This is a genomic window from Pseudomonas sp. 20P_3.2_Bac5, from assembly GCF_025466035.1.
In the GTDB taxonomy this organism is placed as follows: Bacteria; Pseudomonadota; Gammaproteobacteria; order Pseudomonadales; family Pseudomonadaceae; genus Aquipseudomonas.
This window is the reverse complement of the sequence record NZ_JANLOA010000128.1, coordinates 72,195-96,946: the sequence shown is the minus strand read 5'-3', so window position 1 is coordinate 96,946 and position 24,752 is coordinate 72,195. Positions and strand designations below refer to the sequence as shown.

24 protein-coding genes and 1 riboswitch are annotated in these 24,752 nt (G+C 63.2%); of the genes, 11 read left to right on the top strand and 13 right to left on the bottom strand.

Annotation, left to right across the window (positions count from 1 at the left end):
- Positions 1-1,135 precede the first annotated feature (1,135 nt).
- From NTD88_RS24285 to NTD88_RS24270, 4 genes are all read right to left on the bottom strand, one after another.
- Positions 1,136-1,363 (bottom strand): AlpA family transcriptional regulator, encoded by a 228-nt coding sequence (locus NTD88_RS24285; protein ID WP_262154003.1) that lies wholly within the window; start codon positions 1,361-1,363, stop codon positions 1,136-1,138.
- 72 nt (positions 1,364-1,435) lie between these two features.
- The gene (locus NTD88_RS24280) at positions 1,436-1,933 is read right to left on the bottom strand and encodes a hypothetical protein (protein WP_262154002.1); all 498 of its coding nucleotides are present in this window, start codon (positions 1,931-1,933) and stop codon (positions 1,436-1,438) included.
- Between the two features lie 9 nt (positions 1,934-1,942).
- Positions 1,943-3,190: a tyrosine-type recombinase/integrase gene (locus tag NTD88_RS24275; RefSeq protein WP_262154001.1), complete on the bottom strand. Its 1,248-nt coding sequence runs from the start codon at positions 3,188-3,190 to the stop codon at positions 1,943-1,945.
- A 194-nt stretch (positions 3,191-3,384) separates the two neighbouring features.
- On the bottom strand, positions 3,385-3,660 hold the full coding sequence (locus NTD88_RS24270) for a hypothetical protein (RefSeq protein WP_262154000.1): 276 nt from the start codon (positions 3,658-3,660) through the stop codon (positions 3,385-3,387).
- Between the two features lie 178 nt (positions 3,661-3,838).
- Here NTD88_RS24270 and NTD88_RS24265 point away from each other — a divergent pair, with 178 nt between their 5' ends.
- A complete protein-coding gene (locus NTD88_RS24265) occupies positions 3,839-4,516 on the top strand; it encodes a TetR family transcriptional regulator C-terminal domain-containing protein (RefSeq protein ID WP_262127397.1) in 678 nt (225 codons plus the stop codon).
- 21 nt (positions 4,517-4,537) lie between these two features.
- Here the strand turns inward: NTD88_RS24265 and mntP are convergent, their stop codons facing one another.
- The 3 genes from mntP to NTD88_RS24250 all read right to left on the bottom strand — a co-directional run bounded on the left by mntP (position 4,538) and on the right by NTD88_RS24250 (position 7,149).
- On the bottom strand, positions 4,538-5,104 hold the full coding sequence (mntP, locus tag NTD88_RS24260) for a manganese efflux pump MntP (RefSeq protein WP_262153999.1): 567 nt from the start codon (positions 5,102-5,104) through the stop codon (positions 4,538-4,540).
- A 4-nt stretch (positions 5,105-5,108) separates the two neighbouring features.
- Positions 5,109-5,277, bottom strand: a riboswitch (yybP-ykoY riboswitch).
- A 115-nt stretch (positions 5,278-5,392) separates the two neighbouring features.
- The gene (locus tag NTD88_RS24255) at positions 5,393-6,292 is read right to left on the bottom strand and encodes a proline iminopeptidase-family hydrolase (protein WP_095159350.1); all 900 of its coding nucleotides are present in this window, start codon (positions 6,290-6,292) and stop codon (positions 5,393-5,395) included.
- A 98-nt stretch (positions 6,293-6,390) separates the two neighbouring features.
- Positions 6,391-7,149 carry a LuxR family transcriptional regulator gene (locus NTD88_RS24250; RefSeq protein WP_095159351.1) on the bottom strand — a complete coding sequence of 253 codons (759 nt, stop codon included), beginning with the start codon at positions 7,147-7,149 and terminating at the stop codon, positions 6,391-6,393.
- Between the two features lie 177 nt (positions 7,150-7,326).
- Here NTD88_RS24250 and NTD88_RS24245 point away from each other — a divergent pair, with 177 nt between their 5' ends.
- The 6 genes from NTD88_RS24245 to NTD88_RS24220 are packed head-to-tail and all read left to right on the top strand — an operon-like array spanning position 7,327 to position 13,554.
- A complete protein-coding gene (locus tag NTD88_RS24245) occupies positions 7,327-8,217 on the top strand; it encodes a proline iminopeptidase-family hydrolase (protein WP_262127400.1) in 891 nt (296 codons plus the stop codon).
- 3 nt (positions 8,218-8,220) lie between these two features.
- Positions 8,221-9,168, top strand: coding sequence for an ABC transporter permease (locus NTD88_RS24240; protein WP_262153998.1), 948 nt, complete (start codon positions 8,221-8,223; stop codon positions 9,166-9,168).
- A complete protein-coding gene (locus NTD88_RS24235) occupies positions 9,165-10,025 on the top strand; it encodes an ABC transporter permease (RefSeq protein ID WP_095159354.1) in 861 nt (286 codons plus the stop codon). Before NTD88_RS24240 ends, NTD88_RS24235 begins: the two co-directional genes overlap by 4 nt.
- Positions 10,022-11,008 (top strand): ABC transporter ATP-binding protein, encoded by a 987-nt coding sequence (locus tag NTD88_RS24230; RefSeq protein WP_262153997.1) that lies wholly within the window; start codon positions 10,022-10,024, stop codon positions 11,006-11,008. Before NTD88_RS24235 ends, NTD88_RS24230 begins: the two co-directional genes overlap by 4 nt.
- Positions 11,005-11,979: an ABC transporter ATP-binding protein gene (locus NTD88_RS24225; RefSeq protein ID WP_262153996.1), complete on the top strand. Its 975-nt coding sequence runs from the start codon at positions 11,005-11,007 to the stop codon at positions 11,977-11,979. The genes NTD88_RS24230 and NTD88_RS24225 overlap by 4 nt, the downstream gene beginning before the upstream one ends.
- A 33-nt stretch (positions 11,980-12,012) precedes the next feature.
- A complete protein-coding gene (locus NTD88_RS24220; protein ID WP_262153995.1) occupies positions 12,013-13,554 on the top strand; it encodes an ABC transporter substrate-binding protein in 1,542 nt (513 codons plus the stop codon).
- A gap of 234 nt (positions 13,555-13,788) precedes the next feature.
- Here NTD88_RS24220 and NTD88_RS24215 read toward each other — a convergent pair whose 3' ends face one another.
- The 3 genes from NTD88_RS24215 to NTD88_RS24205 all read right to left on the bottom strand — a co-directional run bounded on the left by NTD88_RS24215 (position 13,789) and on the right by NTD88_RS24205 (position 17,540).
- Positions 13,789-14,898, bottom strand: a complete 1,110-nt coding sequence (locus NTD88_RS24215) for an SGNH/GDSL hydrolase family protein (RefSeq protein ID WP_262153994.1) — start codon at positions 14,896-14,898, stop codon at positions 13,789-13,791.
- A 76-nt stretch (positions 14,899-14,974) separates the two neighbouring features.
- Positions 14,975-16,150 (bottom strand): DUF459 domain-containing protein, encoded by a 1,176-nt coding sequence (locus NTD88_RS24210; protein ID WP_262153993.1) that lies wholly within the window; start codon positions 16,148-16,150, stop codon positions 14,975-14,977.
- Positions 16,137-17,540 (bottom strand): MBOAT family O-acyltransferase, encoded by a 1,404-nt coding sequence (locus tag NTD88_RS24205; RefSeq protein WP_262153992.1) that lies wholly within the window; start codon positions 17,538-17,540, stop codon positions 16,137-16,139. The genes NTD88_RS24210 and NTD88_RS24205 overlap by 14 nt, the downstream gene beginning before the upstream one ends.
- Before the next feature lie 208 nt (positions 17,541-17,748).
- On the opposite strand from NTD88_RS24205, the gene NTD88_RS24200 reads away from it, so the two are divergent.
- The 4 genes from NTD88_RS24200 to NTD88_RS24185 all read left to right on the top strand — a co-directional run bounded on the left by NTD88_RS24200 (position 17,749) and on the right by NTD88_RS24185 (position 22,841).
- Positions 17,749-17,991 (top strand): exodeoxyribonuclease VII small subunit, encoded by a 243-nt coding sequence (locus NTD88_RS24200; RefSeq protein WP_095159361.1) that lies wholly within the window; start codon positions 17,749-17,751, stop codon positions 17,989-17,991.
- Positions 17,988-18,875: a (2E,6E)-farnesyl diphosphate synthase gene (gene ispA / locus NTD88_RS24195; protein ID WP_095159362.1), complete on the top strand. Its 888-nt coding sequence runs from the start codon at positions 17,988-17,990 to the stop codon at positions 18,873-18,875. Before NTD88_RS24200 ends, ispA begins: the two co-directional genes overlap by 4 nt.
- Positions 18,876-18,966: 91 nt before the next feature.
- A complete protein-coding gene (gene dxs / locus NTD88_RS24190) occupies positions 18,967-20,862 on the top strand; it encodes a 1-deoxy-D-xylulose-5-phosphate synthase (protein ID WP_262153991.1) in 1,896 nt (631 codons plus the stop codon).
- 104 nt (positions 20,863-20,966) lie between these two features.
- The gene (locus tag NTD88_RS24185; RefSeq protein WP_262153990.1) at positions 20,967-22,841 is read left to right on the top strand and encodes a TonB-dependent receptor domain-containing protein; all 1,875 of its coding nucleotides are present in this window, start codon (positions 20,967-20,969) and stop codon (positions 22,839-22,841) included.
- On the opposite strand, the gene NTD88_RS24180 is transcribed toward NTD88_RS24185, so the two are convergent.
- The 3 genes from NTD88_RS24180 to ribA are packed head-to-tail and all read right to left on the bottom strand — an operon-like array spanning position 22,819 to position 24,658.
- Positions 22,819-23,625 carry a cobalamin-binding protein gene (locus tag NTD88_RS24180; protein ID WP_262153989.1) on the bottom strand — a complete coding sequence of 269 codons (807 nt, stop codon included), beginning with the start codon at positions 23,623-23,625 and terminating at the stop codon, positions 22,819-22,821. The two genes, NTD88_RS24185 and NTD88_RS24180, sit on opposite strands and share 23 nt — an antisense overlap.
- Positions 23,625-24,044: an MFS transporter gene (locus NTD88_RS24175; RefSeq protein WP_175653511.1), complete on the bottom strand. Its 420-nt coding sequence runs from the start codon at positions 24,042-24,044 to the stop codon at positions 23,625-23,627. The genes NTD88_RS24180 and NTD88_RS24175 overlap by 1 nt, the downstream gene beginning before the upstream one ends.
- Positions 24,041-24,658 carry a GTP cyclohydrolase II gene (ribA, locus tag NTD88_RS24170; protein ID WP_175653510.1) on the bottom strand — a complete coding sequence of 206 codons (618 nt, stop codon included), beginning with the start codon at positions 24,656-24,658 and terminating at the stop codon, positions 24,041-24,043. Before ribA ends, NTD88_RS24175 begins: the two co-directional genes overlap by 4 nt.
- Positions 24,659-24,752 lie beyond the last annotated feature (94 nt).

Here is a 24,752-nt window from a genome sequence, read left to right as displayed (position 1 = left end):
CTTAGCTTACGCCAACTAGAGTGCTTCCGAGGGATGAAGCACTCTCAGTAAGTTTCCAGAAACGTTACCAAGCCTTTTCGAAAATGAATGGCGGGGGGGTAAACGGATCAGCGAGCCAATTAGCCCTTCCTTTACACTGCCAGCCTCCGGAAAAGACCGATGGATTTATCACAATAAGAAGATTTTCAGGATTTTTGAGGAAGTCTCCGGCACAGCGAAGCCCGTCTAGAAACCCCATCAGTTTAGCCTCGCTGGTATTCTCGACAAGCAGCGTTCGGTCGTCCAACAAATTGCCTCGAAGAAAGCCCAATCCACTATTTACTACCGCCAGCGATTCCCAACAGACATCCTTCAAACGCCCCCTACAAGGCGTTGAAGGGGCAGTCGAGGCATCCCCCTCGTACAATAACTGAGCATCACCCTCATGCTGAGCACTACCTGGATAGAGAAGAGGAGATGCGGCGCGACTACCTATTGCGGGTAACTGCCGCTTGGCATGCATAAAGCTCTTGTAGCCAGCAACTATTGCCGCCTCGTTAAGGGCTTGAGTGTGCTTTACCCCGCGCTCACGAGAGATTTTCTTAGCGAGACGAGAGATTCCAGCAATTGTGCTAGGAGGGGTATGAGGACGCGTCATGACTGTGCTCCAAATCTCATGGCTGCGTCACCCGTCTCCGCACCCGAACGAGACAGAGTCAAGTCGGTTTTTTCATACGTACAGTGCTGTTGCCAGCTTTAAATGACGGATGTTATGCGCCTGTCGAGCACGAATAGAAGCTATCAGATTCCAGATCTGTCGGGCAACCCTAGGAAGGCACATTCACATTGTCCCCCCGCACATGATCAACGCTTCTAACGCTCGACAGGCACTACAAATCGCGCGATGTAAACCGGCTAAAATCCCGCCCAAACGCCGACGTTCGCCTAATAACCCCTATCTTTCGACAAAAATATTAGCATAACGATGATCGTGCCCCAGGAAGTGGTGTAACTGAACTTCGTGTGATTACCAATCATGAATTTCGTTGCCAAAGGGGCAGAAAACCTAATGTTTCCCAAGGTAGATACCGGCTAAGGCGTCAAAAGCGATGCCTGATCGACGCCACTTCCCGCCTTTCGCTGATCTTTACTTGAATCAGAAATCTGCATCAAGCTGATCAGCCACCCATTGCTCGATCTCGATAGAGTCCCAACCCACAGCACGCCGTCCAATTGGCTTCCTCTGAGGGAACTTCCCTTGCTTCATCAGTGCATAGATATGGCTGCGCCGAAATCCACACATCTGCTCCGTCTCCTTGAGCCGCATGATCCGACGAACACTCCGCTGCTGAACAACCTCGATCTCTTGCTTGCCTTGCTTCATTTCTCAACCCTTACGCCTCTATGGCGGCCAATGGACTCGTGGCAGGGGAAGCTACGCAGGAAAACGCGCACACTAAGGTAATGCGCGGATTTCTTTTTTTGCCTTGTTGACCACTTTCCTTACTTGAGATGCTGACTTCTCTAACCGCTCAGCGATCTCAGAAGCAGCAAGCCCCTTCGCCTTCAGAGCAATTGCCTTTTCATGCCATGTGACCTTTTCTATTCTTTCTCTATTTTTCGCCACCGTCGCCCGCTGCTTCGCACGTACCACAGCCTTTAATTCATCGACAAGGTCGTTGACCATGCCAGAGCCTTCGATCTCTGCCAGTTGGACTAGCGAGTGGATGGTGTTCAAGTCCACAGATATCGTGCCTTGATACTCTGGCCCTTTGCGGATTTTGCGAGCGCTGTAGTACAGAGCCAGGGCGGCGATTTCCACACGGTGGAACTCATCCCATCCATCCACCTCAACAGCCCATGCAGCCGCGTTTTCTTGGCTGAGCTCTAGACCGTCCAGAACATCTGCTGGCGCGAACAGCAACAGCAACCCGGTGATTGCTTCCCCGTCCATGCGATTTCCTTATTGAGTCGTTTGCATTTCAAGATGGATGGCATCACCAAGCGCTAGCGTGCTGACGAAGGTGGCCCATGATTCCATCAACTCTCGCCGCTTCTTGAACAGATCCGAGCGCGAATAGGCTCCCTCGGTCTGATCTCGTTCGTCGTGAGCCAGCGCCAACTCACATACCTCACGGGGATGATTAGTGGTCTCTCCAGCCCAATCGCGGAACGAGCTACGGAAACCGTGGCGCGTGATGTCGTCGTGCTTCATGTCATGCAGCAAATTTCGGATCGCATTCGCGTGCATAACCCCGCTTCTCCCTCGACCAGGAAAGAGAAAGTTACTTTCTTCAACACGCGGTAGCACCTTCAACATCTCAACGACCTGTGGCGCCAGCGGAATGCTGAAGGCTTTTCTCATCTTCATACGGTCAGCAGCCAAGACCCAGATACCTGCATCCAGGTTGAACTCCGACCATTGGGCCTCTCGCACCATATGCGCACGAGCGGCGGTGAAGATGAGTAATCGGGCAGCGACCGCAGCACGGAATTCGCTCTCGGCAAGCCGGTGCATTAGCGCAGGCACTTCCTTCCAGCTCATCGCGGCGAAGTGCTCTCGTATCCGTGCTTTCTTTTTGTCGGCCTTGTTCAGCAGCTTATCCAGATGGCCCCGCCAGCGAGCCGGGTTTTCGCCATCGCGCATATTGCGCGCCTTGGCAGCATCCAGAACCAGCTCGATCTGCCCACGCACCTCATCTGCCGTTCGCGTTTTGGTGGCCCAGATAGGCTGGAGGACCTTGAGCACCAGGTCGGTATCGATCTCTCCGACAGGTATCGCACCAATCACTTCGAATGCATACAGCTCCAGCTTCCTGAGCCAGCCCTTACGCCATTTCTCAGACCATCCAGGGCCATGAGCCTCGGCATATTCCTTTGCCATCTGCTCGAAGAGCACGCGCTTCGCATCCTCGGCGCGGCGCTGGGTAATCAGGCGATCCTGCTCATCATCTCGGGCAGTTCTGGGACAGATGCCATTGGCCCGGAGCTTACGCGCGTCAGCATGTTTGATGCGGGCATCCGACAACGAGACTTCTGGATAACCTCCCAGCCCCATTTCGGTCGTTTTCTTGTTGAGCTTGTATTTGTAGATCCAGCTCGTACCGCCAGTTTCTCCAACCTTGAAGTACAAGCCGTTCCCATCATTCGCCATGTCCTTCTCGCCAACCCTGGCAAGTTGCTCCACCCTTTTGACTGTCAGCTTCCCCATGAGTCCTCCACTACACCCATCCTCCCAGCCCACACCCCAGCCCATACTTTGGTGGCTGGTTTTCCTTGGTGGCATCTGGCCTTTAGTGGACGAACATACACGGAAAACCCAGTAAAACCCAATGGCTACCGGGATCGCTTATAAAATCAGTGGAGTTCTCTGGACAACCTATAAGCCGGCCACAAGCCGGCTTTTTAATGCCCCCCGCCCTGCCCCAACAACTCCCGTCGCCGCCGCTCCCAGTTCGCCTGCCGCTTGGCAATATCCGCCGCCAGAATCTCCAGTCGCCGCTCACCCTCGGCAATGGCTTCGTCCTTTGACGGATAGAGCTCGCTGATCGGGTAGTTGTGCCCGGTTTCGGTGCGGTCGTAGGCGCTACCGTAGATGCCGCCAGCCACCAGTTCGACCTTCACGACCTGGAATGTGCGGGTCAGTCGCCAGGCGACGTAGGGGTATGTGCGTTGCTGCATCGGGGAAATCCTGCGGCTCGATCAGACTGCGGTGGTCACCGCCGGCAGAAGGCTACGCGCTTCGTTATATAGAATTCAATACAGCGGACTCGCGCCAGCGCTGTATATTTTTGTATATTCCGAATCCCGACTCCAACGCGGACCTCTCGCCGGGCTTGGGCACAACAAGGAATTCGCGATGTACATCATGCCGTTCGATCCCCGCCTCGATACGCCGCGGGGCGCCAGAAAACCCCGGCCCCGCACCGACGACGCGCCAGACTCGGTGTGCCGGACCATTCTCGACGCGGCGAGTGAAGCCTTCGCCGAGAAGGGCTACGCCGCCACCACCGTTGCGACCATCGCGCAACGGGCCGGGTTGCCCAAATCCAACGTGCACTACTACTTCAAGTCCAAGGAAAACATCTACGCCAAGGTGCTGGAGGACATCGCGCCCTCGTACCTGAGCGCCTGCATGCCGTCGCTGGACGACGATGAGACGCCGATCGAGGCGCTGACCCAGACGCTGATCCGCATGATCCGTCTGTTCGAGCGCCAGCCCTGCGCCTCGAAAGTGTTCATGGCTGAACTGCGTGAAGGTGCGCGGCGCCTGCCACGGGAGTTTTTTGCCCGCTGGACGACGCAGACCCAGCAAAGCCTCGCCGGCATTCGCCAGTGGGTCGATCGCGGCCTGCTGGCGCCCATCGACCCGGAACACGCGCTGCTGACCATCTGGGCCATCGCGCAATCCTGCGTCAGCCGTGGCTGGCAGCTTCCCGGCCTGCGCAGCGAAGCAATGGACTACGACATCGCGGTCAGCAACGCCGCGCGCCTGCTGCTCAGCGGTCTTGCACCGGGAGGCCGGGCAGCCCGCTGAGACGGGCTCCAGAGACCTCAATCAGACGGCGCTCAGGTGCTCATAGAGAATCGTCGCGCCCACCAGCATCAATACGACACCGCCAACAATCTCCGCACGTTTGCCCACCACCGAACCGAGCACACGGCCGAGCATCACACCGAGGGTGACCATGACGCAGGTGGCCAGGCCGATGCATGCGGCGGCAACCAGGATGTTGACGTTGACGAACGCCAGGCCCACACCGACCGCCATCGCGTCGATGCTGGTGGCAAATGCGGTCACCGCGAGAATCAAGAAGGAATGCTGGCTGGTTTTTTCTTCGGCTTCGTCTTCGTCCTTGAGGCCGTTCCAGATCATGTGCAGACCCAGCACCAGCAGCAGGCCGAAAGCGATCCAGTGATCCCAGTTTTCGACGAACTGGACGGCGACCTGGCCGATGCCCCAGCCGATGATCGGCGTGATGGCTTCGATCACGCCGAAGATCAGACCGGTGCGCAGGGCCTCGGCGAAACGCGGTTTATGCAGGCTGGAGCCTTTGCCTATCGCTGCCGCAAAGGCATCGGTCGACATGGCGAGCGCGAGGAAGAGGAGGGAAAAGGGATTCACGGTTACAGTCCAGTCGGGCTATGAGTCAACGACGCAACCACACGCCCGACTTCAGGCATGGATGCATCGTTGGTCTCGCCAACCAGAAAGGTGTTCACGCCACGGCTGCTGCCGAGAATGTTGACGTGAACGCTCACTGACCGGGGTCAGGAGCAGGCTACTCCCCAACAAGGGTGGCCACTATAGTGGCTAGAACGTGAAAAAAACATCAACCGCCGCACTGCCACCCGCACATCGGCAGGCGAAGCTCCGTAAAGGGCCGCACCGCGGCCCCAAGTCAACGCGAAATCACAGGTTCTCGTCGAGGAAGTTCACCACGGTGCCCATGCACGCGACCCGCTCTTCCACATGCGGCATGTGGCTGGAGTTCTCGAAGATCGCACTCTGGATACCCGGGATCAGGTCCAGGAATGGCTGGATCACCCGTGGCGTGGCTTCGTCATAGCGACCGGAAATCAGCAGGCAAGGTGCGTTGATCTCAGGCAGGTAGTTGGCGATGGTCCAGTCCTTGGTGCTGCCGGTGATGGTGAACTCATTCGGACCGGTCATCGCGTGGTACACGGTCGGGTCAGCGTCAACCTGGGCAAAGGTGCGTTCCACCTCTTCCGGCCACGGGCTGAGACGGCACACGTGCTTGTTGTAGAAGAACCGGGTCGCCGCCAGGTAATCAGCGGCGAGGTAATCACCGGTGGCTTCGTGCTTGAGCAGGGTGGCCTGAATGTCTTCGGGCAATTCTCCGCGCAGGCGATTGGCTTCTTCCATCCAGGTGCCCATGTCGACCGGCGAGTTGGCGATGATCAGGCAGCGCAGGCCGGCCGGCCTTCTCGCGGCATGAACACTGCCGAGCATGCCGCCCCAGGATTGGCCGAGCAGCGCATAGCGCTCGCTGATGCCGAGGTGCTCCAGCAGGTTGTCGAGTTCTTCGAGAAACAGGCTCACCGTCCAGAACGACGGCGGCATATCGGGCAGGTGCGTCGAATGGCCGTTGCCCAGTTGGTCATAGTGGATGACCGGATACCCGCCGGCAGCGACATCCTTGTAAGCGTCGACGTAGTCATAGGTGCAGCCTGGCCCGCCGTGGAGGATGACCAAGGGAGTGCGACCGCTTTCGAGGTCACCGGTAATGCGGTACCAGGTCTGGTGGCTGCCAAACGGGGCAAAACCTTCACGCGATTTGATGAGTTCCATTTCATCCGGCTCCGTGCGAATTGTGGCACTCACCATAACTGCTGCCCCGTCGGCGCATAACTAGAGAATTCTCTAGGTTTTCGGGATTTTTCCGCCAGCTAACCCTCTAAAAGCCGGTAATGCACGGCACGGGCCACCGCCTGCACACGGTTTTTTGCACCCAGCTTGTGCATCGCCGAGGTCAAATGAAGGGAAATCGTGGCCAGTGAGCGGTTCAATTGCTCGGCGATCTGCGCGGCGGTCAAGCCGTCGGCGGCCCAACGCAGGCATTCACGCTCACGCCGGGTCAGGCGAACGGTCTGCACGGCCGCTTCCTTGCCAAGCAAGGGATACGCCGCCTCCTGAAAGGCATGGGCGATCAGGCCAAAATCGGCAAGGCTGTGGCGCGCCTCCTCCAGGTCGCTGTCGCGGACCTCCGAGCGTAGCGCAGTCATCGTCGCCAACCCGCCACGCGGCATGTGGATGGGCACGGTAACGCCGCAGGTGAGTTGGGCATCTCTGAGGTAACTGGCCACCGGGGCGTGGCGACGGTCGATGTGCTGCTGCAGGACCGTCTTTCGCTTCGCCTCATAAGACCAGACGAACGGCGCGATGGCGGAAAGGGCGAGGTGCTGGACCGGATCGATCTGGTAGAAGCCTGAAACCCAGAGGTCTTCCCAGTCTTTCGGTGTATGACGCACGCGCACGACGGCGGGGGTGATCAATTCGCCGACGTGATCCAGCGGAACCGCGCTGTAGTCATACACCAGCGTATCGAAACCGAGTTGCGTCGCCATGTCGGCAACGCTGTCTATCTGTTCGTCCAGGCTCCTGCCAGACAACAGACGGGTATTGAGGTCAGCCAGCTTGGCCTGCATTCCTTGCACTCCCTGTGTGTATACCCCTGTTGGATTTCCATCTTGAAGTCCGGCAAGTAGAATGCCACGGCTCGGCGCGGGACTGCCAGATGAAACCTATAAGAAATACTAGCTTGTAGGTGGCGCATTCTCCTGCGCAGGGTATAGCGGTAAGCCATTGCCAACAGGAGAGTAGCGATGTGGCGTGAGATGCAACCGGACCAGCAGTTCAACCTTTCGGTCGATGGCCACAATCTCGTGGTGTACAGCTATGGCGAGGGCGACGAGGTGCTGCTGTGCCTCAACGGCGGGCCCGGCCTGCCCTGCGACTACCTTCGTGATGCCCATTCCTGGCTCAAGGACAAAGGCCTGCGGGTCGTGGCGTTCGACCAACTGGGCACCGGCGCCTCCGACCGGCCCGACGATCCTTCCCTGTGGGACATCACCCGCTACGTCGCTGAAGTCGAAACAGTGCGCGAAAGCCTCGGCCTGGGCCGCGTGCACATGCTCGGCCACTCCTGGGGCGGCTGGCTGGCGATCGAATACGCCATTCATCACCCGCAGGCACTGAAATCCCTGATCCTGGAAAACACCGTCGGCGACATCCCGCACCTGTCCAGCGAGCTGGATCGCCTGCGCAACGCCCTCGGCAGCGAAACCGTGGCGATGATGCAGCGCTACGAAGCCATCGGTAACCTCGATCATCCCCAGTACCAGGCTGCCATCACCCTGCTCAACTACCGCCATGTCTGCCGCCTGGAAGAATGGCCGGCGCCGGTCCAGCGTTCGCTGGGCGACTGGAACATGGGACCGTACGTCGCCATGCAGGGGCCCAACGAGTTCCTCTACACCGGCAACCTCAAGGACTGGAATCGCCTGAAGGAAATGGCCGACTTCCGCATGCCGGTGCTGATCACCACCGGCCAGCACGACGAACTCACCCCCGCCTGCGCCCTGCGCATGAAGCTCGCGCTCGACAACGCGGCCGAGCTGCATGTGTTCCCCAACAGCAGCCACATGCCGTTCTACGAAGAACCCCAGGCCTATTTCCCGGTGTTGCTGGATTTCCTGCAACGTCACCGGGGCTGATCGATGAATCTGGCGCGCTACCGGTTTGTCCTGACCCGTCCGTTGCAACTGCTGCCCGTGCTGCTCGGCATAAGCCTCATCACCTTCGTGCTGGTCCGCTCGATTCCCGGCGACCCGGCGCGGGCGCTGCTCGGCAGCCGCAGCACCCCGGACGCGATCCAGAAGATCCGCGCCCAGTACGCGCTGGACGAGCCGATCTGGACCCAATACCTGTACTTCCTGAAAAACCTGCTCAACGGCGACCTCGGCCAGTCCCTGCTGTACAAGATCGACGCGCTGAAGCTGATCACCACGCGCATCGAGCCGACCCTGATGCTGGTGTTCGGCAGCGTGCTGCTGGCGCTGATCATCGCCGTGCCGCTGGCCACCATCGCCGCACGCAACAAAGGCGGCTGGGCCGACAACCTGATCCGCCTGTTCACCACTGCCGGCCTCGGCCTGCCGGCGTTCTGGCTGGGGCTGATGCTGATCCTGCTGTTCAGCGTGCACTGGGGGCTGTTTCCGGTGTCCGGCTATGGGCGCACCTGGGATGACAAACTGCACCACTTGGTGCTGCCCTGCCTGACCATCGCCCTGGCGCTGTCGGCGGTGCTGGTGCGCAACCTGCGCGCCAGCATGCTGCTGGAAATGCAGGCCGACCACGTCACCGCCGCCCGCGCCCGTGGACTCTCGGAAAACGCGGTGTTCCGCCGCCACGTCCTACCCAATTCCATGGTGCCCACGGTCAACCTGCTGGCGGTCAACATCGGCTGGCTGATCAGCGGCACGGTGGTGATCGAAAGCCTGTTTTCCCTGCCCGGCATCGGCCAGTTGCTGGTCCGCGGAATCTTCACCCGCGACTACATGGTGGTTCAGGGCGTGGCGATGGTGCTGGCCTGCGCCACGGTAGCGGTCAACTTCATCGCCGACGTGGTGACCACCGCCATCGACCCGCGGGTGACGATCCAATGAGCGGCAGCCCGAGCGTCGCCGCCCCCGTTCGCTGGCGCCTGCGCTGGCAGCTCGGCAATGGCCGCCTGACCTTGTATTTCGGCCTCGCCATCGTCCTCGGCTGGATCCTGCTGGCGCTGTTCGCGCCCTGGGTCGCGCCCTACGACCCGCTGCTGCAGAACGGCGACATGCGCCTTGCCGCGCCAAGCCTGGCGTACCCCTTCGGCACCGACAATTTTGGCCGCGACATCCTTTCCCGGGTGATCTGGGGCGCGCGCATCGACCTGCAGATGGCGTTGATCGGGGTGATCTTCCCGTTCCTGCTCGGCACTTGCATCGGCGCCATCTCCGGTTATGTCGGCGGGCGCCTGGACGCGCTGTGCATGCGCCTGATCGATATCGTCCTGGCCTTCCCTTTTCTGGTGCTGATGCTGGCGATCATGGCCATTCTCGGCCCGGGATTGAGCAGCTTCTATATCGCCATGGCGCTGGTCGGCTGGGTGTCCTACGCGCGGCTGATCCGCTCGCAGATCCTCGTGCTCAAGGAAAGCGACTTCGCCCTGGCGGCCAAGAGCCTGGGCTTCAGCCACCGGCGCATCCTGTTCGGCCACCTGATGCCCAACGCCCTGTTCAGCTCGGTGGTGTTCTGCATGTCCGACGCCGTGCTGGTGCTGCTCAATGGCGCGGCGGTCAGCTACCTCGGCCTCGGCGTGCAACCGCCCACCGCCGAGTGGGGCACGATGGTTGCAGAAGGACAGAGCTTCATTACCAGCGCCTGGTGGATCTGCACCTTCCCCGGCCTGGCGGTGGTGACCCTGGCCATGGGCTTCAGCCTGTTGGCCGACGGCGTCGCCGAACGCCTGGGAGACCGTTCATGAGCGCACCGCTGCTTCAGGTCGAAGACCTCAGCGTGATCGCCCGCCTTGAGGGGCGTGATGTCGCGGTGGTCGATCGGCTGTCGTTCAGCCTCGGCGAAGGCGAGATTCTTGGTCTGGTGGGCGAAAGCGGCTCGGGCAAGACCATGGCCTGCCGCGGCCTGATGCGCCTGCTGCCGTCGCCGAAGCTGCGGGTCGAAGGCAAGGCCGTGCACCTGGCCGGAAACAACCTGCTGCACCTGGACGAGGCCGGCATGCGCCGCATGCGCGGGCGCGAGCTGGGGATGATTTTCCAGAACCCCAGCAGCCACCTCGACCCGCTGATGCGCATCGGCGAACAGATCGCCGAAGGCATCCGCCTGCACCAGGGCGCCTCGCGCCGCGAAGCGCGGGCGCAGGCCATCGACGTGTTGCGCCAGGTCGGCATTCCCGACCCACAGTCGCGGGTCGACAACTACCCGCATGAATTTTCCGGTGGCATGCGCCAGCGGGCGATGATCGCCGTGGCCCTGGGCTGCAACCCGAACGTGCTGATCGCCGACGAACCGACCACCGCGCTGGACGTCACCGTGCAGGCGCAGATCCTCCGCCTGCTGCTGGAGCTGCGCGACCGCCGCGGCTTGTCGATCATCCTCATCAGCCACGACCTCGGCGTGGTGGCGCAGACCTGCGACAGCATCGCCGTGATGTATGCCGGCCGCCTCTGCGAACACGGCAGCAAGCAGGACCTCCTCGCCCGTCCGCAACACCCGTACAGCGCCGGCCTGCTCGCCTGCCACCCGGCGGCGCAAAGCGTTCAGCGGCTGATGAACACCATTCCCGGACAACCGCCCTTGCTCGACGCCATGCCGCAAGGCTGTCGCTTCGGCCCGCGTTGCGCGCACGCCGCGCCTACCTGCCGCGAGCAGTTGCCGGAGCTGCGGGAAACCGCGCCCGGCCACCGCCTCGCCTGCCACACGCCGCTGTTTGCCGGAGGTCTGTCATGACCACGCTGTTGCAGGTCAAGGACCTGCACGTGCAGTTTCCCGCCGCGGGCAGCGGCCTGTTCGGCTTGCGCCAGCGCAAGGTCAGCGCGGTCAACGGCGCCTCGCTGGAACTGAAGGCCGGCGAGACCCTCGGCCTGGTCGGCGAGTCCGGCTGCGGCAAGAGCACCCTGGCCCGCGCCATCCTGCACCTGAACGAGACGGCCGGCGGGCAGATCCTCTTCGACGGCATCGACATGGCCCACGGCAGCAAGGCCGACATCGCCCGCCTGCGCCATGAAACCGCGATGATTTTCCAGGACCCGTACACCGCCCTGAACCCGCGCCAGAGCATCGGCCAAATTCTCGCCGAAGTGCTGCGGGTGCAGCGCAAAGTGCCGGCGCAGCAGGTCGAGGCGCGGGTCGCCGAACTGCTCAATCTGGTCGGCCTGCGCCCTGAACTGGCCGACCGCAAACCGCGCTCGCTCAGTGGCGGCCAGTGCCAGCGGGTCGGCATCGCCCGGGCGCTGGCCATCGAGCCGCGGTTGATCGTCGCTGATGAATGCGTCGCCGCGCTGGACGTGTCGATCCAGGGCCAGATCATCAACCTGCTGCTGGAACTGCGCGAACGCATGGACCTCGCGCTGCTGTTCATCACCCACGACCTGACCGTGGTACGCCGGCTGTGCGACCGGGTGGCGGTGATGTACCTCGGACGCATCGTCGAGGAAGGTCCAGTGCGCGACGTTTTTGATTCGCCGCGCCATCCGTATACCGCCGCACTGATCCAGTCGATCGCCGATATCGACCCGGCACGCCGCCTGCCCGAGCAACCGCTGCCGGGCGAACCGCCGAGTCCGCTGCACCTGCCGTCGGGCTGCGCGTTCCATCCGCGTTGCCGGCACGCCCTGCCGGTGTGCCGCGAAACCTCTCCACCCACCCATTCGCTGGGCGCACGGCGCTACACCTGCGTTCACCCGGAGCCGTTGTACTGAAGAAATAACCACACCATCAAAAGGAGCTTGAGCATGAAACCCGGAGCATTGAAGTTACTCACCGCAGCATTGCTGGCCGCCAGTGCCCTGACCAGTGGCCTGGCCCACGCGGCGGGGGTATTGACCATCGGCTGCCGTGAGGAAAGCACCACCTTCGACCCGATCAAGAGCGCGCAGAACCGCGACAGTTGGGTCTTCGCCAACGTCTACGACGTGCTGATCCGGGTGGACAACAGCGGCACCAAACTGGTCCCGGGCCTGGCGGAAAGCTGGAAGGTTTCCGATGACGGCCTGACCTACACCTTCAAGATCCGCGATGCCAAGTTCTCCGACGGCTCGCCCCTCACCGCCAGCGACGCCGCCTTCTCGCTGCTGCGCATCCGCGACAACCCCGCCTCGCTGTGGGCCGACTCCTACAAGATCATCGACAAGGCCGAAACCCCAGACGACCGCACCCTGGTGGTGACCCTGAAGAACAAGTCGGTGCCATTCCTCGCGCAACTGGGCACCGCCAACGTCTCGATCCTTTCGAAGAAGGCCATGGACAAGATCGGCGAGGACGCCTACGCCCAGGACCCGGTGACCTCCGGTGCGTTCAAGGTCAAGGAATGGCTGCGTGGCGACCGGGTAATCCTGGAGAAGAACCCCAACTTCTGGGAGGCCGACAAGGTCAGCCTGGATGGCGTGGAGTGGATCTCCATCCCCGACGACAACACCCGCATGCTCAAGGTGCAGGCCGGCGAACTGGACACGGCGATCTTCGTGCCGTTTTCCCGCGTCGACGCGCTGCAGAAAGACAAGAACCTGAACATCCATATCGACCCGTCGACCCGGGAAGATCACCTGCTGATCAACCACTCCAAAGGCCTGCTGGGCAAAGCGGAAGTGCGCGAGGCGATCGACCTGGCGATCGACAAGAAAGCCCTGGTCAACACCGTGACCTTCGGCCATGGCGAAGTGGCGTACTCGTACATTCCCAAAGGCTCGCTGTACCACAACGCCGACAACCTGCAACGCCCGTACGACCCGACCAAGGCCCGCGAGCTGCTGAAAAAGGCCGGGGCCGAAGGGCTGAAGGTCAACTACGTGGTCAACGCCGGCAACGAGGCCGACGAGCAGATCGCCGTGCTGGTGCAGAAGCAACTGGCGGACGTCGGCATTACCGCCACCCTGCAGAAGGTTGACCCGACCGCGAGCTGGCAGATGCTGGTGGACGGCGACTACGACCTGTCGGTGATGTACTGGACCAACGACGTGCCCGACCCGGACCAGAAGAGCACCTTCGTGCTGGGTGATGACACCAACCAGAACTACATGACCCGCTACAAGAACGACACGGTCAAGGATCTGGTCGCCGCGGCGCGGATCGAAACCGACCCGGTCAAGCGCGGGCAGATGTATCAGGAACTGCAAAAACTAGCGAAGCAGGACGTGCACTGGATCGACCTGTACTACAGCCCGTACATCAACATCTCACGCAGCAATATCCAGAACTTCCTGCAGAACCCGTTGGGGCGGTTCACCCTGGAAGAAACGGTGAAGCTGGAGCCTGGGGTTAAAACGGCGAAGAACTGAGGCAGAACCTCATGGCTGCATGACGGCCATGAGGCGCCAGTCCGGAGATCGGGTAGCGGCTACCAGGTTCTAGCCGACAGTTTTTCAGAGTTCTTGAGACCGAGCGCCGCGCGGGCGGCGCTCGGTCTCAAGGGCGCTGGAAAACTTACGACATGCACCTGGTAGCCATTGCCCGGCTTTATGACAAGCGCCTTCCAATCACCACATGATTGAAAGATGCGAGCCAGCGATGCTTCACTTCACCCCCAACTGCCCCCGCAAGAACCCATACAACCCACCCGCACTGCGCCGATACCCTTCGGCGCTCAGATGAATCAGATCGCCCCGCGCCAAGCCGCTTGCCTGCCACTGCAGGATCGAGCACTCGCCGCCCATGAACGCCTGCCAATCCCAGAACAACGCCCCAGACGCCTTCGCCACGTCCCGCTGAATGTCGATGATCGCCGGCAGGGGCCCCGGCATGCGCGCCGCGCAGCCTTGGGCATTGCGCTGTTTGATGGAGTCCGGCGGGCCGACCAGCAGCAACACCGCCCGCGGCATCTGCCGGCGCAGTTCGGCGAGGGTGTGGGTCAGTTGCTGGCGGTACTGGTCCAGGTCCAGCCGAGGGTCGAAGGCTTCATTGGTGCCGTAGGCCAGAATCACCAGATCCGGCCGCAGCGCCTTGAGGCTCTCCTGCCAGCCAGCCTGCCACTTGCTCATCACTTCCAGTTGCGCGCCATTGATGCCCAGCGCGGACAGGGTCACCCCGGCATTCTTCTGGCCCTGGATATACCAGCCGCCCAGCGCCTCGCCCGCTGGCGCCTCGACGGACAGTTCCAGCGGCAGCCGTGCGTTGTTCAGCACCGGACTGAAGCGCCATTGCCCGCCGGTGGCGGCGAGCATCAGACGGCGGTCGGGGTTGGTGCCGTCGCGGGCGTTGAGGCTGGCATGTTGTTGCGCCTGGTACAGCGCCGAGACCCGGTAACGCTTGTCGTCCGGCTGGCGCGCTTCGATGCGCACCGTGGCCTTCGATGCCTGCGGCAGTGACAAGTAACCGCCCAGCGGGAACTGCTCACTGTGCTGGTTGCGCGCCGACACCAATTGCCATTGCGACTCGGCCGCCTTGAGCACCACCTGCTCGTAACGGGTGCCGGGCACCGGCGTCGCCGCCACCAGGCCAATCCCGCCATCGCCGTACTCGGCCTGGAACAAGCGGCGCAGTTCGCCACTGAAGATATCGGCGGCCGTGTGCGAGTCGCCGAACTGGACGATGTTCACCGGCGCCCGCGCCGCGGAACGCAGCTTGCCGGCCAGCACGCCGAGGTTGCCATCGCGGCTGACCGGCGCGGCGCGCGGTACCTCCATCGCCGCGTTCGGGCTGCAACCAGGCAACAAGCAACTGAGCACGAGCAGGGCGAAAAAACAGGGGGCTCGGCGCATCTCAATGTCCCGTCACGGTGGGGCCGGGAAACGCGATCAGCGACAACACCTGGTTGGCGATCAGCTTTTGCCCGGGAATGGTGAAGTGAATCCCGTCGTCAGCGCGAGTGCGGATCTGGCCGCCTTGGCTGTTCTGCACGGTATAGGAAAATTCGTCAGCCCTGTAACCCAGCACGGCGTTGGCCGACACATAGTGCTGGCGATGCTGCAACGCCTGCTGCCGGTACAGGCCGCTGAGGTAGCCCATTGCCGTGGACAGCCGCGCCTGCTGCATGTTCGGCGGACCAACCCAGATCACTTGCACGCCATGGGCCTGCGCCTGTTCGAACATCGTGTCGATGCGCTGGCGGTAGGCCTGCTCCCAGGGCGCCGTCCTGAAACGCAAGAACGGCTTGCCCTTGCCTTGCGGCATGTCCCACGGATCGTTGGGACCAAGGAACACCACCATCAGACGGATCTTCGGGCGCTCATTCAAGGTCCGGCTCACCGTCTGCGGCCAGTTGAAGAAGCCCGGATACGCAAGCCCGGTGCTCTGCCGGCTGAGGTTGACGCTGCGAATGCCGTAACGCTTGAGCAGGGTGTTGGACAGGTGCGGCGCCACGCCCTGCATCATCGAGTCACCCACCAGAAACACTTCATCACCGCTGCTCAGGGTGACGACCGGCGACCCCATCGACACGGGCATCGGCACGGGCATCGCGGGCGCCGGCGCTATGGGCTGCGCCTTCGCGGCTGGCGGCGCAACTGCGGCGGCGACCACCGGCCTGGCTTTTGCCGGTGGCGGTACGGGCAGCGGCGCAGGCGCGGGCTTCGGGGCTGCCGTGGCGATGTCCACGGTCACCACCGGCATGTTCGGCGGCAGTTCGACCATCACCGGCGCTTCCACCACGGGTGCTGGCGGTGCTGGCGGCGCCTCGGCCAGTTGCTCGCGGAGGCTCTCGACAAAGCGCTCGCGGGCGTCGGCGAAGGCTTGGTTCAGGTTGCCGCCCAGGCGCCACAACGTGCTTTGCCCAACACCGGGCAGTTCACAGCTCTGATGGTATTTCTGCTGGCAATACAGGGCGATGGACTGCTGGTTCAGCCAGACCAGCAACACGCTGGTCAACAGCAGCGCATACAGCACCCGCGCCGCGCCCAGTTGCGTGTTGAACAGGTGACGGATATCAGAAGCCGGCATAGATGAACCCCGGCACACCCGACGGCGCGGCGAAGATGACCAGCGCGAGGAACAGCGCCAGCGGCAGCGGATAGAACTGCCACGGCAAGCGGCTGCTGGCGGCGAAGCCCCGGCGCATCAGCAGCAGTGCCTGTGGATAAATCGCCAGCGCGGCAATGCAGGCCAGTAGCAGCGCCCCGGTAGCGCCGGACAAACCGGCGACGGACAGGCCGCCAAGCCCGGCGAGCATATCCAGCGCGCCATCCAGGCTGGTGCTGCGGAAGAAGATCCAGGCGAACGCTACGTAGTGAAACGTCAGCAGCCGCGCCAGCAAACCCGCGCCCGGCCAGCGTGGCGGCTGCGGCAGCCAGTGATTCGAAAGCTTGTACAGCGCCAGCCCGAAACCGTGCAGCGCGCCCCACACCAGGAAGTTCACGCTCGCGCCATGCCAGAGCCCGGAGATCAGCATGGCCAGGAACATGTACAGCGTGGCGAACCAGGCACCGTGGCGGTTGCCGCCCAGCGGGATATAGATGTAGTCGCGGATGAAGGTGGACAGGCTGATATGCCAGCGGCTCCAGAACTCCCGCAGATTGCGCGCGGCGTACGGCGCATCGAAGTTGACCGGCAGACGAAAGCCCAGCAGCAGGGCGATGCCGGTGACCAGATGGGTATAGCCGCTGAAGTTCAGATAGATCTGCACGCTGTAGCCATACACCGCCAGCAGGATGCGCTCGGCGGAGAAATTACCGGGCGTCTCGAACACCGGGTCCACCCACTCGCTGGCCAGCCAGCCGCTGAGCAGGAACACCTTGACCACCGCCAGGGCGATCAGCCCGAGGGCGCGCTGCGGTTCCAGCAACTGACGCATCTGTGGCGGACGAATCTGCGGCAGCAGGTGCGTGGCGCGATTGACCGGCCCGGCCACCAGGCTGGGGAAGAACGCCAGGTACAGCGCAAGGTCCAGCAGCGGAGCCGGCGCCAGCTCGCGGCGGTTGATCGACACCAGGTAACTGACCGAATGGAAGGCATAGAAGGAAAAGCCGATCGGCACCAGCAACTGCAACACCGGCAGCGAGACGCTCAGGCCAAGCCCCGTCAGCGCGGCCTGCACGCCACCGACGAAGAACTCCTGGTACTTGAACCAATAGAAGCCGCCAAGCACCAGCACCAGGAGCAACAGCGTATTGAGGCTGCGCCCCGGATAACGCCCCGCCAGACGCCCGAGCAACCACACCGCCGCGGTATACCCCAGCAGCACATAAAGGGCCCACGGGCTGAAACTGCTGACCAGACCGTAGCTGGCCGCCAGCAATACGGCGTTCTGCAACCGGAGATTCCAGCACAGGCTCCAGTACAGGGCGAAGAACAGAATGAAGGCGAGACCGAACTCGATCGAAAGAAAGCTCACAACGTAGTCCATTACGCAACGACGGGAGGGGCGCGGACACGACAGGAACGTCTGGGCGCAGAGCGGCGGCGATTATGGCAGAGAGCCATAAGCCCCCACAACGCGCCGGACAGTGTTCGAATACGACAAAAGAAGCGGCCCCTGATTTGCCCCCACTGCCCTGCTCTGCTAGTGTCGCGCCGTTCCGACAGCCACCGAGATAGCCGCCATGGCCCGAAAAAAAGCCGCCATCGATTTCGAGCAATCCCTCGCTGACCTGCAAGCCCTGGTCGAGCGTCTGGAGAACGGCGAACTGTCGCTGGAAGACTCGTTGACCGCCTTCGAACAAGGCATCCGCCTGACCCGTGACTGCCAGGGCGCCCTGACCCAGGCCGAGCAGAAAGTGCAGATCCTGCTGGAGCGCGACGGCGAACTCGCCGCGGAGCCCTTCGACGCGGAACAAGAACAATGATCAAGGCGTACCAGGACAGTTGCCAGGCCCGTGTCGATGGCGCATTGGAGCATCTGTTCCAACCACCTTCGGTCGAACTGACCCGCCTCTACGAAGCCATGCGCTACAGCGTGATGAACGGCGGCAAGCGGGTCCGCCCGCTGCTCGCCTATGCGGCCTGCGAAGCGCTGGGCGGCGCGGCCGAACAGGCCAACGGCGCGGCCTGCGCGGTTGAACTGATCCACGCCTACTCCCTGGTCCACGACGACCTGCCGGCCATGGACGACGACGACCTGCGCCGTGGCCAGCCAACCACCCACAAAGCCTTCGACGAAGCCTGCGCGATCCTCGCCGGCGACGGCCTGCAGAGCCTGGCCTTCAGCGCCCTGCTCGACCCGCGCCTGAGCCCGCAGAGCGACGCCATCCGCATCGCCATGGTGCAGACCCTGGCCAGCGCCGCAGGCCCCGCCGGCATGGTCGGCGGCCAGGCCATCGACCTCGGCTCGGTGGGTTTGAAACTCGACCAGACCGCCCTCGAATTCATGCACCGGCACAAGACCGGCGCGCTGATCGAAGCCAGCGTGCGCATCGGTGCACTGGCCAGCAACAGGGCGGGCGACGCTGAACTGCAGGCCCTGCAACAGTACGCCCAGGCCATCGGCCTGGCCTTCCAGGTGCAGGACGATATCCTCGACGTCGAAAGCGACACCGAAACCCTCGGCAAGCGCCAGGGCGCCGATATCGCCCGTGACAAACCGACCTACCCGGCCCTGCTCGGCCTCGACGCGGCCAAGGCCTACGCCCTGGAACTGCGCGACCAGGCCCTCGACGCCTTGCGGCCGTTTGACGCAGCCGCCGAGCCGCTGCGGGCGCTGGCGCGGTATATCGTCGAACGACGTAACTGACTTACAGGCCTTATCGCAGTCACCCCAAAATGGGCAGTCACTCCCCAATGGGGTAAACTTCCGCGTCTTCAAACCTATAACGACTCGCCTGATGCCCACGACGTTTCAAGAGATCCCCCGCGAACGCCCGGTCACGCCGCTGCTTGACCGTGCCGATACGCCAGCCGGCCTGCGTCGTCTGGCCGAAGCCGACCTGGAGAACCTGGCTGACGAACTGCGTCAGGAGTTGCTCTATACCGTTGGTCAGACCGGCGGGCACTTCGGTGCCGGCCTGGGCGTCATCGAGCTGACGGTTGCCCTGCATTACGTCTTCGACACGCCGGACGACCGTCTGGTGTGGGACGTCGGGCACCAGGCCTACCCGCACAAGATCCTCACCGGCCGCCGCCAGCGCATGAACACCCTGCGCCAGAAAGACGGCATCGCCGCCTTCCCGCGCCGCAGTGAAAGCGAGTACGACACCTTCGGCGTCGGTCACTCCAGCACCTCGATCAGCGCCGCGCTGGGCATGGCCATCGCCGCCCGCCTGCGCAACGAGTCGCGCAAGTCCATCGCGGTGATCGGCGACGGCGCCCTGACCGCCGGCATGGCCTTCGAGGCGTTGAACCACGCCCAGGAAGTCAACGCCGACATGCTGGTGATCCTCAACGACAACGACATGTCGATCTCGCGCAACGTCGGCGGGCTGTCCAACTACCTGGCCAAGATCCTCTCCAGCCGCACTTACGCGAGCATGCGCGAAGGCAGCAAGAAAGTGCTGTCGCGCCTGCCCGGCGCCTGGGAGATCGCCCGCCGCACCGAAGAATACGCCAAGGGCATGCTGGTCCCCGGCACGCTGTTCGAAGAGCTGGGCTGGAACTACATCGGCCCGATCGACGGCCACGACCTGCCGACCCTGATCGCCACCCTGCGCAACATGCGCGACCTCAAGGGTCCGCAGTTCCTCCACGTGGTGACCAAGAAGGGCAAAGGCTTCGCCCCGGCCGAGGTCGACCCGATCGGCTACCACGCCATCACCAAGCTGGAGCCCGCCGACAAACCGGCCGCGCCGAAAAAGGCCGGCGGACCGAAGTACTCGGCCGTGTTCGGCCAGTGGCTGTGCGACATGGCCGCCGCCGACGAGCGCCTGGTGGGCATTACCCCGGCGATGAAGGAAGGCTCCGACCTGGTGGCCTTCAGCGAACGTTATCCACAGCGCTACTTCGACGTGGCGATCGCCGAGCAGCACGCCGTGACCCTGGCCGCCGGCATGGCCTGCGAAGGCTCCAAGCCGGTGGTGGCGATCTACTCGACGTTCCTGCAGCGCGCCTACGACCAGTTGATTCACGACGTCGCGGTGCAGAACCTCGACGTGCTGTTCGCCATCGACCGCGCCGGTCTGGTGGGCGAAGACGGCCCGACCCACGCCGGCAGCTTCGACCTGTCCTTCCTGCGCTGCATCCCCGGCATGCTGGTGATGACCCCGAGCGACGAAAACGAGCTGCGCCGCATGCTCAACACCGGCCACTTCTACAACGGTCCGGCGGCGGTGCGCTACCCACGCGGCAACGGCCCCAACGCCGCCATCGAGAACAGCCTGGAACCCCTGGAAATCGGCAAGGGCGTAATTCGCCGCCAGGGCAGCAAGGTCGCCCTGCTGGTGTTCGGCGTGCAGTTGGCCGAAGCCCTGAAAGTCGGCGAAACCCTCGATGCCACCGTGGTCGACATGCGCTTTGTCAAACCGCTGGATGAAGCGCTGGTGCTGGAACTGGCCGCCGGTCACGACCTGCTGGTGACCATCGAAGAGAACGCCATCATGGGCGGCGCCGGTGCCGCGGTCAGCGAATTCCTCGCCCGCGAAGCCGTGCTCAAGCCGATCCTGCACCTGGGCTTGCCAGACCTCTATGTCGAGCACGCCAAGCCGGCGCAGATGCTCGCCGAATGCGGTCTGGACGAGGCCGGCATCGAAGATGCGGTGCGCCAGCGCCTGGAGCGGCTCGGCCTGTAACCTCATCGCTGGCAAGCCAGCTCCCACAGGGTTGTGAACTGCGCACGATACCTGTGGGCGCTTGTCGGGGCGCCAAACCGCAGCGATAGCGATAGAACGGCCAAATGAAAATCCCCCGCCTCGCCCCACTCTTGCTCTGCCTCCCCACCCCGCTTCTCGCCGAGCCGCTGGACCGCGACGCCGCCCTGCAACTCCCTGACGTGGTCATCAGCGCCAACCGCCAGGTCGAGGACCGCAACCAGTCCGCCAGCGCCAGTACGGTCTTCACCCGCGACGATATCGAGCGCCTGCAACCCACCAACGTCACCGACCTGCTGACCCGCGTCCCCGGCGTGCAAGTCGCTCGCACCGGTGGTCGCGGCAGCCTGCCGGGGATCTTCATTCGCGGCACAAAGTCGGCGCAGAGCCTGGTGCTGGTCGACGGTCAGCGCATCGCCAACACCTCGTCCGGCGACAGCGGCCTGCAATACCTGGATATTGGCCAGATCGAGCGGGTGGAGGTGCTGCGCGGGTCACGTTCGGCGATCTACGGCAGCGATGCCATGGGCGGGGTGATCCAGATTTTCACCCGTCGCGGCAGCGAGCAGAACCTGCACGCCAACCTGCGTCTGGCCGTGGGCAGCCAGCAGACCGTCCAGCGCAGCCTCGGCCTGTCCGGCGGCGACGAGCGCACCCGCTTCAGCCTCGGCGCCAGCCTGGATGAAAGCGCCGGCATCGACGACACCCGGCAGTCCTACGCGAGCGACAGCGACCACGACGCCTACCGCAACCGCTCACTCAGCCTGAGCCTGTCGCACCAGCTCGGCGAGAACCTCGAAGTCGGCGCCAACCTGCTGGACAGCCGTGGCCGACGGGAATTCGACAATCCCTTCGGACGCTACATCGAGGACACCGGCGCCGTCGTCCCGCAGGCCCCGTACAGCGATTTCACCGTCAGCAGCGTCGGCACCTGGCTCGCCGCCCAGATCACCGAGCAATGGCACAGCCGCGTGGACCTGGCCCACAGCGAAAACCGCGACCGCAGCCGCGACAAGCTCAGCAACCAGTCCGACGTACTCAACACCTACCGCGACGCCATCACCTGGCAGAACGACCTGAACCTCAACGACCGGCACAGCCTGATGCTCGGCGGCGACGCCTACGTCGACCGCCTGCATGCCAACGTGGACTTCGCCGAAGACAGCCGCTGGAATCGCGCGGCCTTCGTCCAGCACCGCTATCAGGGCGAACACTTCTCGACGGAACTGGGCCTGCGCCGCGACCGTAATCAGCAGTTCGGCGGGCAGAACACCTGGAGCGCCAGCCTGACGCTGCCGGTCAATGTCGATAACGATGTGCTGCTGTCCTACAGCGAAGGCTTCCGCGCACCGACCTTCAATGACCTGTATTACCCAGGCTTCGGCAACCCGAACCTCAAGCCGGAGCGTTCGAAAAGCTATGAGCTGCAATGGCGCAGCCAGTTGAGCGAGGACAGCCGCCTGGAAACCTCGCTGTACCGCACCGACCTGCGCGACGCGATCATCTTCCGCGACATTCCCTACAACGTCAGCCAGGCGCGGATCATCGGTTTCGAAGCCGCGCTGAAGCAGGACTGGAACGGCTGGCAAAGCCAGTTGGCCGTGGCGCTGATGGACCCGCGCGACCGCGAAAGCGGCCACACCCTGGAGCGTCGCGCGCGGCGCACCCTGAGCCTGGACCTGGACCGGCAGTTCGACCGTCTTGGCCTCGGCGCTTCCTGGCAAGCGGTGAGCAGCAGCTACGCCGACGACAAGAACCAGCGCCAGCTCGGCGGCTACGGCCTGCTGGGTGCGCGGGCCAGTTGGCGGCTGACGCCGGAGATTCGTCTGGAACTGAAAGCCGACAACCTGCTGGACAAGGACTACGCCCGAGCCCAGTACAACCACTTCGGCACGGACTACGGCTATCGCGAGGAAGGCCGCACCTGGCTGCTGGCGATCAACTGGACGCCGGCGCTGTAGCCAGCGTTCGGCACAACTTCGCCGTGGCCTCGATCATCTGACCGCTGGGGCGCTCCAACCCCTTGTCCGGCACACGCAGCAACTGTCCGGCGCGAACCGCCGAGAGCTGCGTCCAGCTTTTCCAGGCGGCCAATTGCGCCGCGTCGCTGGCGAGGATCACCTGCGGATCGCGCAACAACACACTTTCGATGCTGACCTGCGGAGCCGGCAGTTGCAGGTCGTCGAACACGTTGCGGGCACCACAGACCTTCAAGGCATCGCTGATGATTTGTCCGGCACCCACGGTGTACAGCGGCTTGTCCCAGACCTGATAGAACACCCGCACCGGCTGTTCGCGACGGTACTGCGCGCGCAGCGCCTGCAAGCGGTCGCGCAGTGCGCTGGCGTATTGCCGGGCGGATTCGGCCCGGCCCAGTCGCTCGCCGATGGCTTCGATCTGCGCGATCAGGCTGTCAAGGTCATGGGGTTCGGCGGTGTACAGCGGGATGCCAAGGCGTTCGAGTTGGGCGCGCTGGGCCGGCGGCACGCTGGCGGGCCAGAGCAGAATGAGGTCGGGTTTGAGGCTGAGCAGGCGTTCCAGGTCGAGTTGCCCGTAACGTCCCACCGACGGGACCTGCACCAGGGCCGCCGGACGTTCGCCGGCATCGAGCACGCCCACCAGCAGATCGGCGGCTTGCAGTTCAACGACGATTTCCGTCAGCGAGGGCGCCAGGCTGACCACCCGTGGCGCTGCCGCCAGTGGCCAGGCAAGCGCCAGCGCCACCAGCAACACGAGCGCGCGCATCAGGCGAGTTGGCGGGGAATGCGGTAGAGGTAGAGGATGACCACGCTGGAGATCGCCAGCAGAATCTGCGGCACCGTCTCCAGACCCACCAGCACCGACAACGCGGCGATCCACGCCGGCAAGCAGGCGAACAACATGCCCAGGCGGCGCACCCGCGCCAGTTCGATCCAGGCGGCGGGTTCTTCTTCGGTATTGAGGGCTTTGCCGGTGGCGATCAGCGCGTGCTTGTAGACGGTGAAACGCGGCAGGGTCAGGAACATCGATGCCACGCCGGCAATGAACATCGGCATGGCCAGGACCGGAATGACCGGCTCACTGCCACCGAACGCCCAGGAAAACACCAGCAGCGGCGCCAGCGCCACCGCCAGGTACTGCAACCAGGCGATGGTCAGGCGACGACGAACCTGGCCGCGGGTCACGCCCGGCCGGCCTCACCCTGGTGCTCGTTGCCCATCATGTGGCCGAGCTTGCCGGCCTTGGTGGCCAGGTAGTGTTTGTTGTGCGGATTGTGACCGGTGTGCAGCGGCACACGCTCGGCGACCACGATACCCATGTCGGTCAGTGCCTTGACCTTGCGCGGGTTGTTGGTCATCAAGCGCAGCGAGGTGATGCCCAGGTGCTCCAGCATTGGCCGGCACATGGCGTAGTCACGCAGGTCAGCGGCAAAGCCCAGACGCTCGTTGGCCTCGACGGTGTCGGCGCCGCCGTCCTGCAGCTCATACGCGCGAATCTTGTTCAGCAGACCAATGCCACGGCCTTCCTGGCGAAGATAAAGCAGCGCGCCACGCCCTTCCCGGGCGATGGCCTGCAGGGCCGCTTCGAGCTGGGAACCACAATCGCACCGCTGGCTGAACAGAGCATCACCGGTCAGGCATTCGGAATGCAGGCGACCCAGCACCGGCTGGCCGTCGGCGATATCGCCGAGGCTGAGCACGACGTGCTCGCGGCCAGTGGCTTCGTCGAGAAAGCCGTGCATGGTGAAAGTCGCGAAAGGAGTAGGCAGCTTGGAAGCAGCAACAAAAACGACGGGCACCTTGTGCTCCTGAATATGCATGAAAATTGACGTGGGCCGATTGTAACAGCAGCTTGCCGCACCTGCTTATGCTGAATTACTGGGCCAACAGATC

What these genes read in the sequence shown, in the direction of transcription:
- NTD88_RS24285 (WP_262154003.1), bottom strand. Translation starts at nt 1,363, where the DNA reads ATGAAGCAAGGCAAGCAAGAGATCGAGGTTGTTCAGCAGCGGAGTGTT.
- NTD88_RS24280 (WP_262154002.1), bottom strand. Translation starts at nt 1,933, where the DNA reads ATGGACGGGGAAGCAATCACCGGGTTGCTGTTGCTGTTCGCGCCAGCA.
- NTD88_RS24275 (WP_262154001.1), bottom strand. Translation starts at nt 3,190, where the DNA reads ATGGGGAAGCTGACAGTCAAAAGGGTGGAGCAACTTGCCAGGGTTGGC.
- NTD88_RS24270 (WP_262154000.1), bottom strand. Translation starts at nt 3,660, where the DNA reads ATGCAGCAACGCACATACCCCTACGTCGCCTGGCGACTGACCCGCACA.
- NTD88_RS24265 (WP_262127397.1), top strand. Translation starts at nt 3,839, where the DNA reads ATGTACATCATGCCGTTCGATCCCCGCCTCGATACGCCGCGGGGCGCC.
- NTD88_RS24255 (WP_095159350.1), bottom strand. Translation starts at nt 6,292, where the DNA reads ATGGAACTCATCAAATCGCGTGAAGGTTTTGCCCCGTTTGGCAGCCAC.
- NTD88_RS24250 (WP_095159351.1), bottom strand. Translation starts at nt 7,149, where the DNA reads ATGCAGGCCAAGCTGGCTGACCTCAATACCCGTCTGTTGTCTGGCAGG.
- NTD88_RS24245 (WP_262127400.1), top strand. Translation starts at nt 7,327, where the DNA reads ATGTGGCGTGAGATGCAACCGGACCAGCAGTTCAACCTTTCGGTCGAT.
- NTD88_RS24240 (WP_262153998.1), top strand. Translation starts at nt 8,221, where the DNA reads ATGAATCTGGCGCGCTACCGGTTTGTCCTGACCCGTCCGTTGCAACTG.
- NTD88_RS24235 (WP_095159354.1), top strand. Translation starts at nt 9,165, where the DNA reads ATGAGCGGCAGCCCGAGCGTCGCCGCCCCCGTTCGCTGGCGCCTGCGC.
- NTD88_RS24230 (WP_262153997.1), top strand. Translation starts at nt 10,022, where the DNA reads ATGAGCGCACCGCTGCTTCAGGTCGAAGACCTCAGCGTGATCGCCCGC.
- NTD88_RS24225 (WP_262153996.1), top strand. Translation starts at nt 11,005, where the DNA reads ATGACCACGCTGTTGCAGGTCAAGGACCTGCACGTGCAGTTTCCCGCC.
- NTD88_RS24220 (WP_262153995.1), top strand. Translation starts at nt 12,013, where the DNA reads ATGAAACCCGGAGCATTGAAGTTACTCACCGCAGCATTGCTGGCCGCC.
- NTD88_RS24215 (WP_262153994.1), bottom strand. Translation starts at nt 14,898, where the DNA reads ATGGAGGTACCGCGCGCCGCGCCGGTCAGCCGCGATGGCAACCTCGGC.
- NTD88_RS24210 (WP_262153993.1), bottom strand. Translation starts at nt 16,150, where the DNA reads ATGCCGGCTTCTGATATCCGTCACCTGTTCAACACGCAACTGGGCGCG.
- NTD88_RS24200 (WP_095159361.1), top strand. Translation starts at nt 17,749, where the DNA reads ATGGCCCGAAAAAAAGCCGCCATCGATTTCGAGCAATCCCTCGCTGAC.
- ispA (WP_095159362.1), top strand. Translation starts at nt 17,988, where the DNA reads ATGATCAAGGCGTACCAGGACAGTTGCCAGGCCCGTGTCGATGGCGCA.
- dxs (WP_262153991.1), top strand. Translation starts at nt 18,967, where the DNA reads ATGCCCACGACGTTTCAAGAGATCCCCCGCGAACGCCCGGTCACGCCG.
- NTD88_RS24185 (WP_262153990.1), top strand. Translation starts at nt 20,967, where the DNA reads ATGAAAATCCCCCGCCTCGCCCCACTCTTGCTCTGCCTCCCCACCCCG.
- NTD88_RS24180 (WP_262153989.1), bottom strand. Translation starts at nt 23,625, where the DNA reads ATGCGCGCGCTCGTGTTGCTGGTGGCGCTGGCGCTTGCCTGGCCACTG.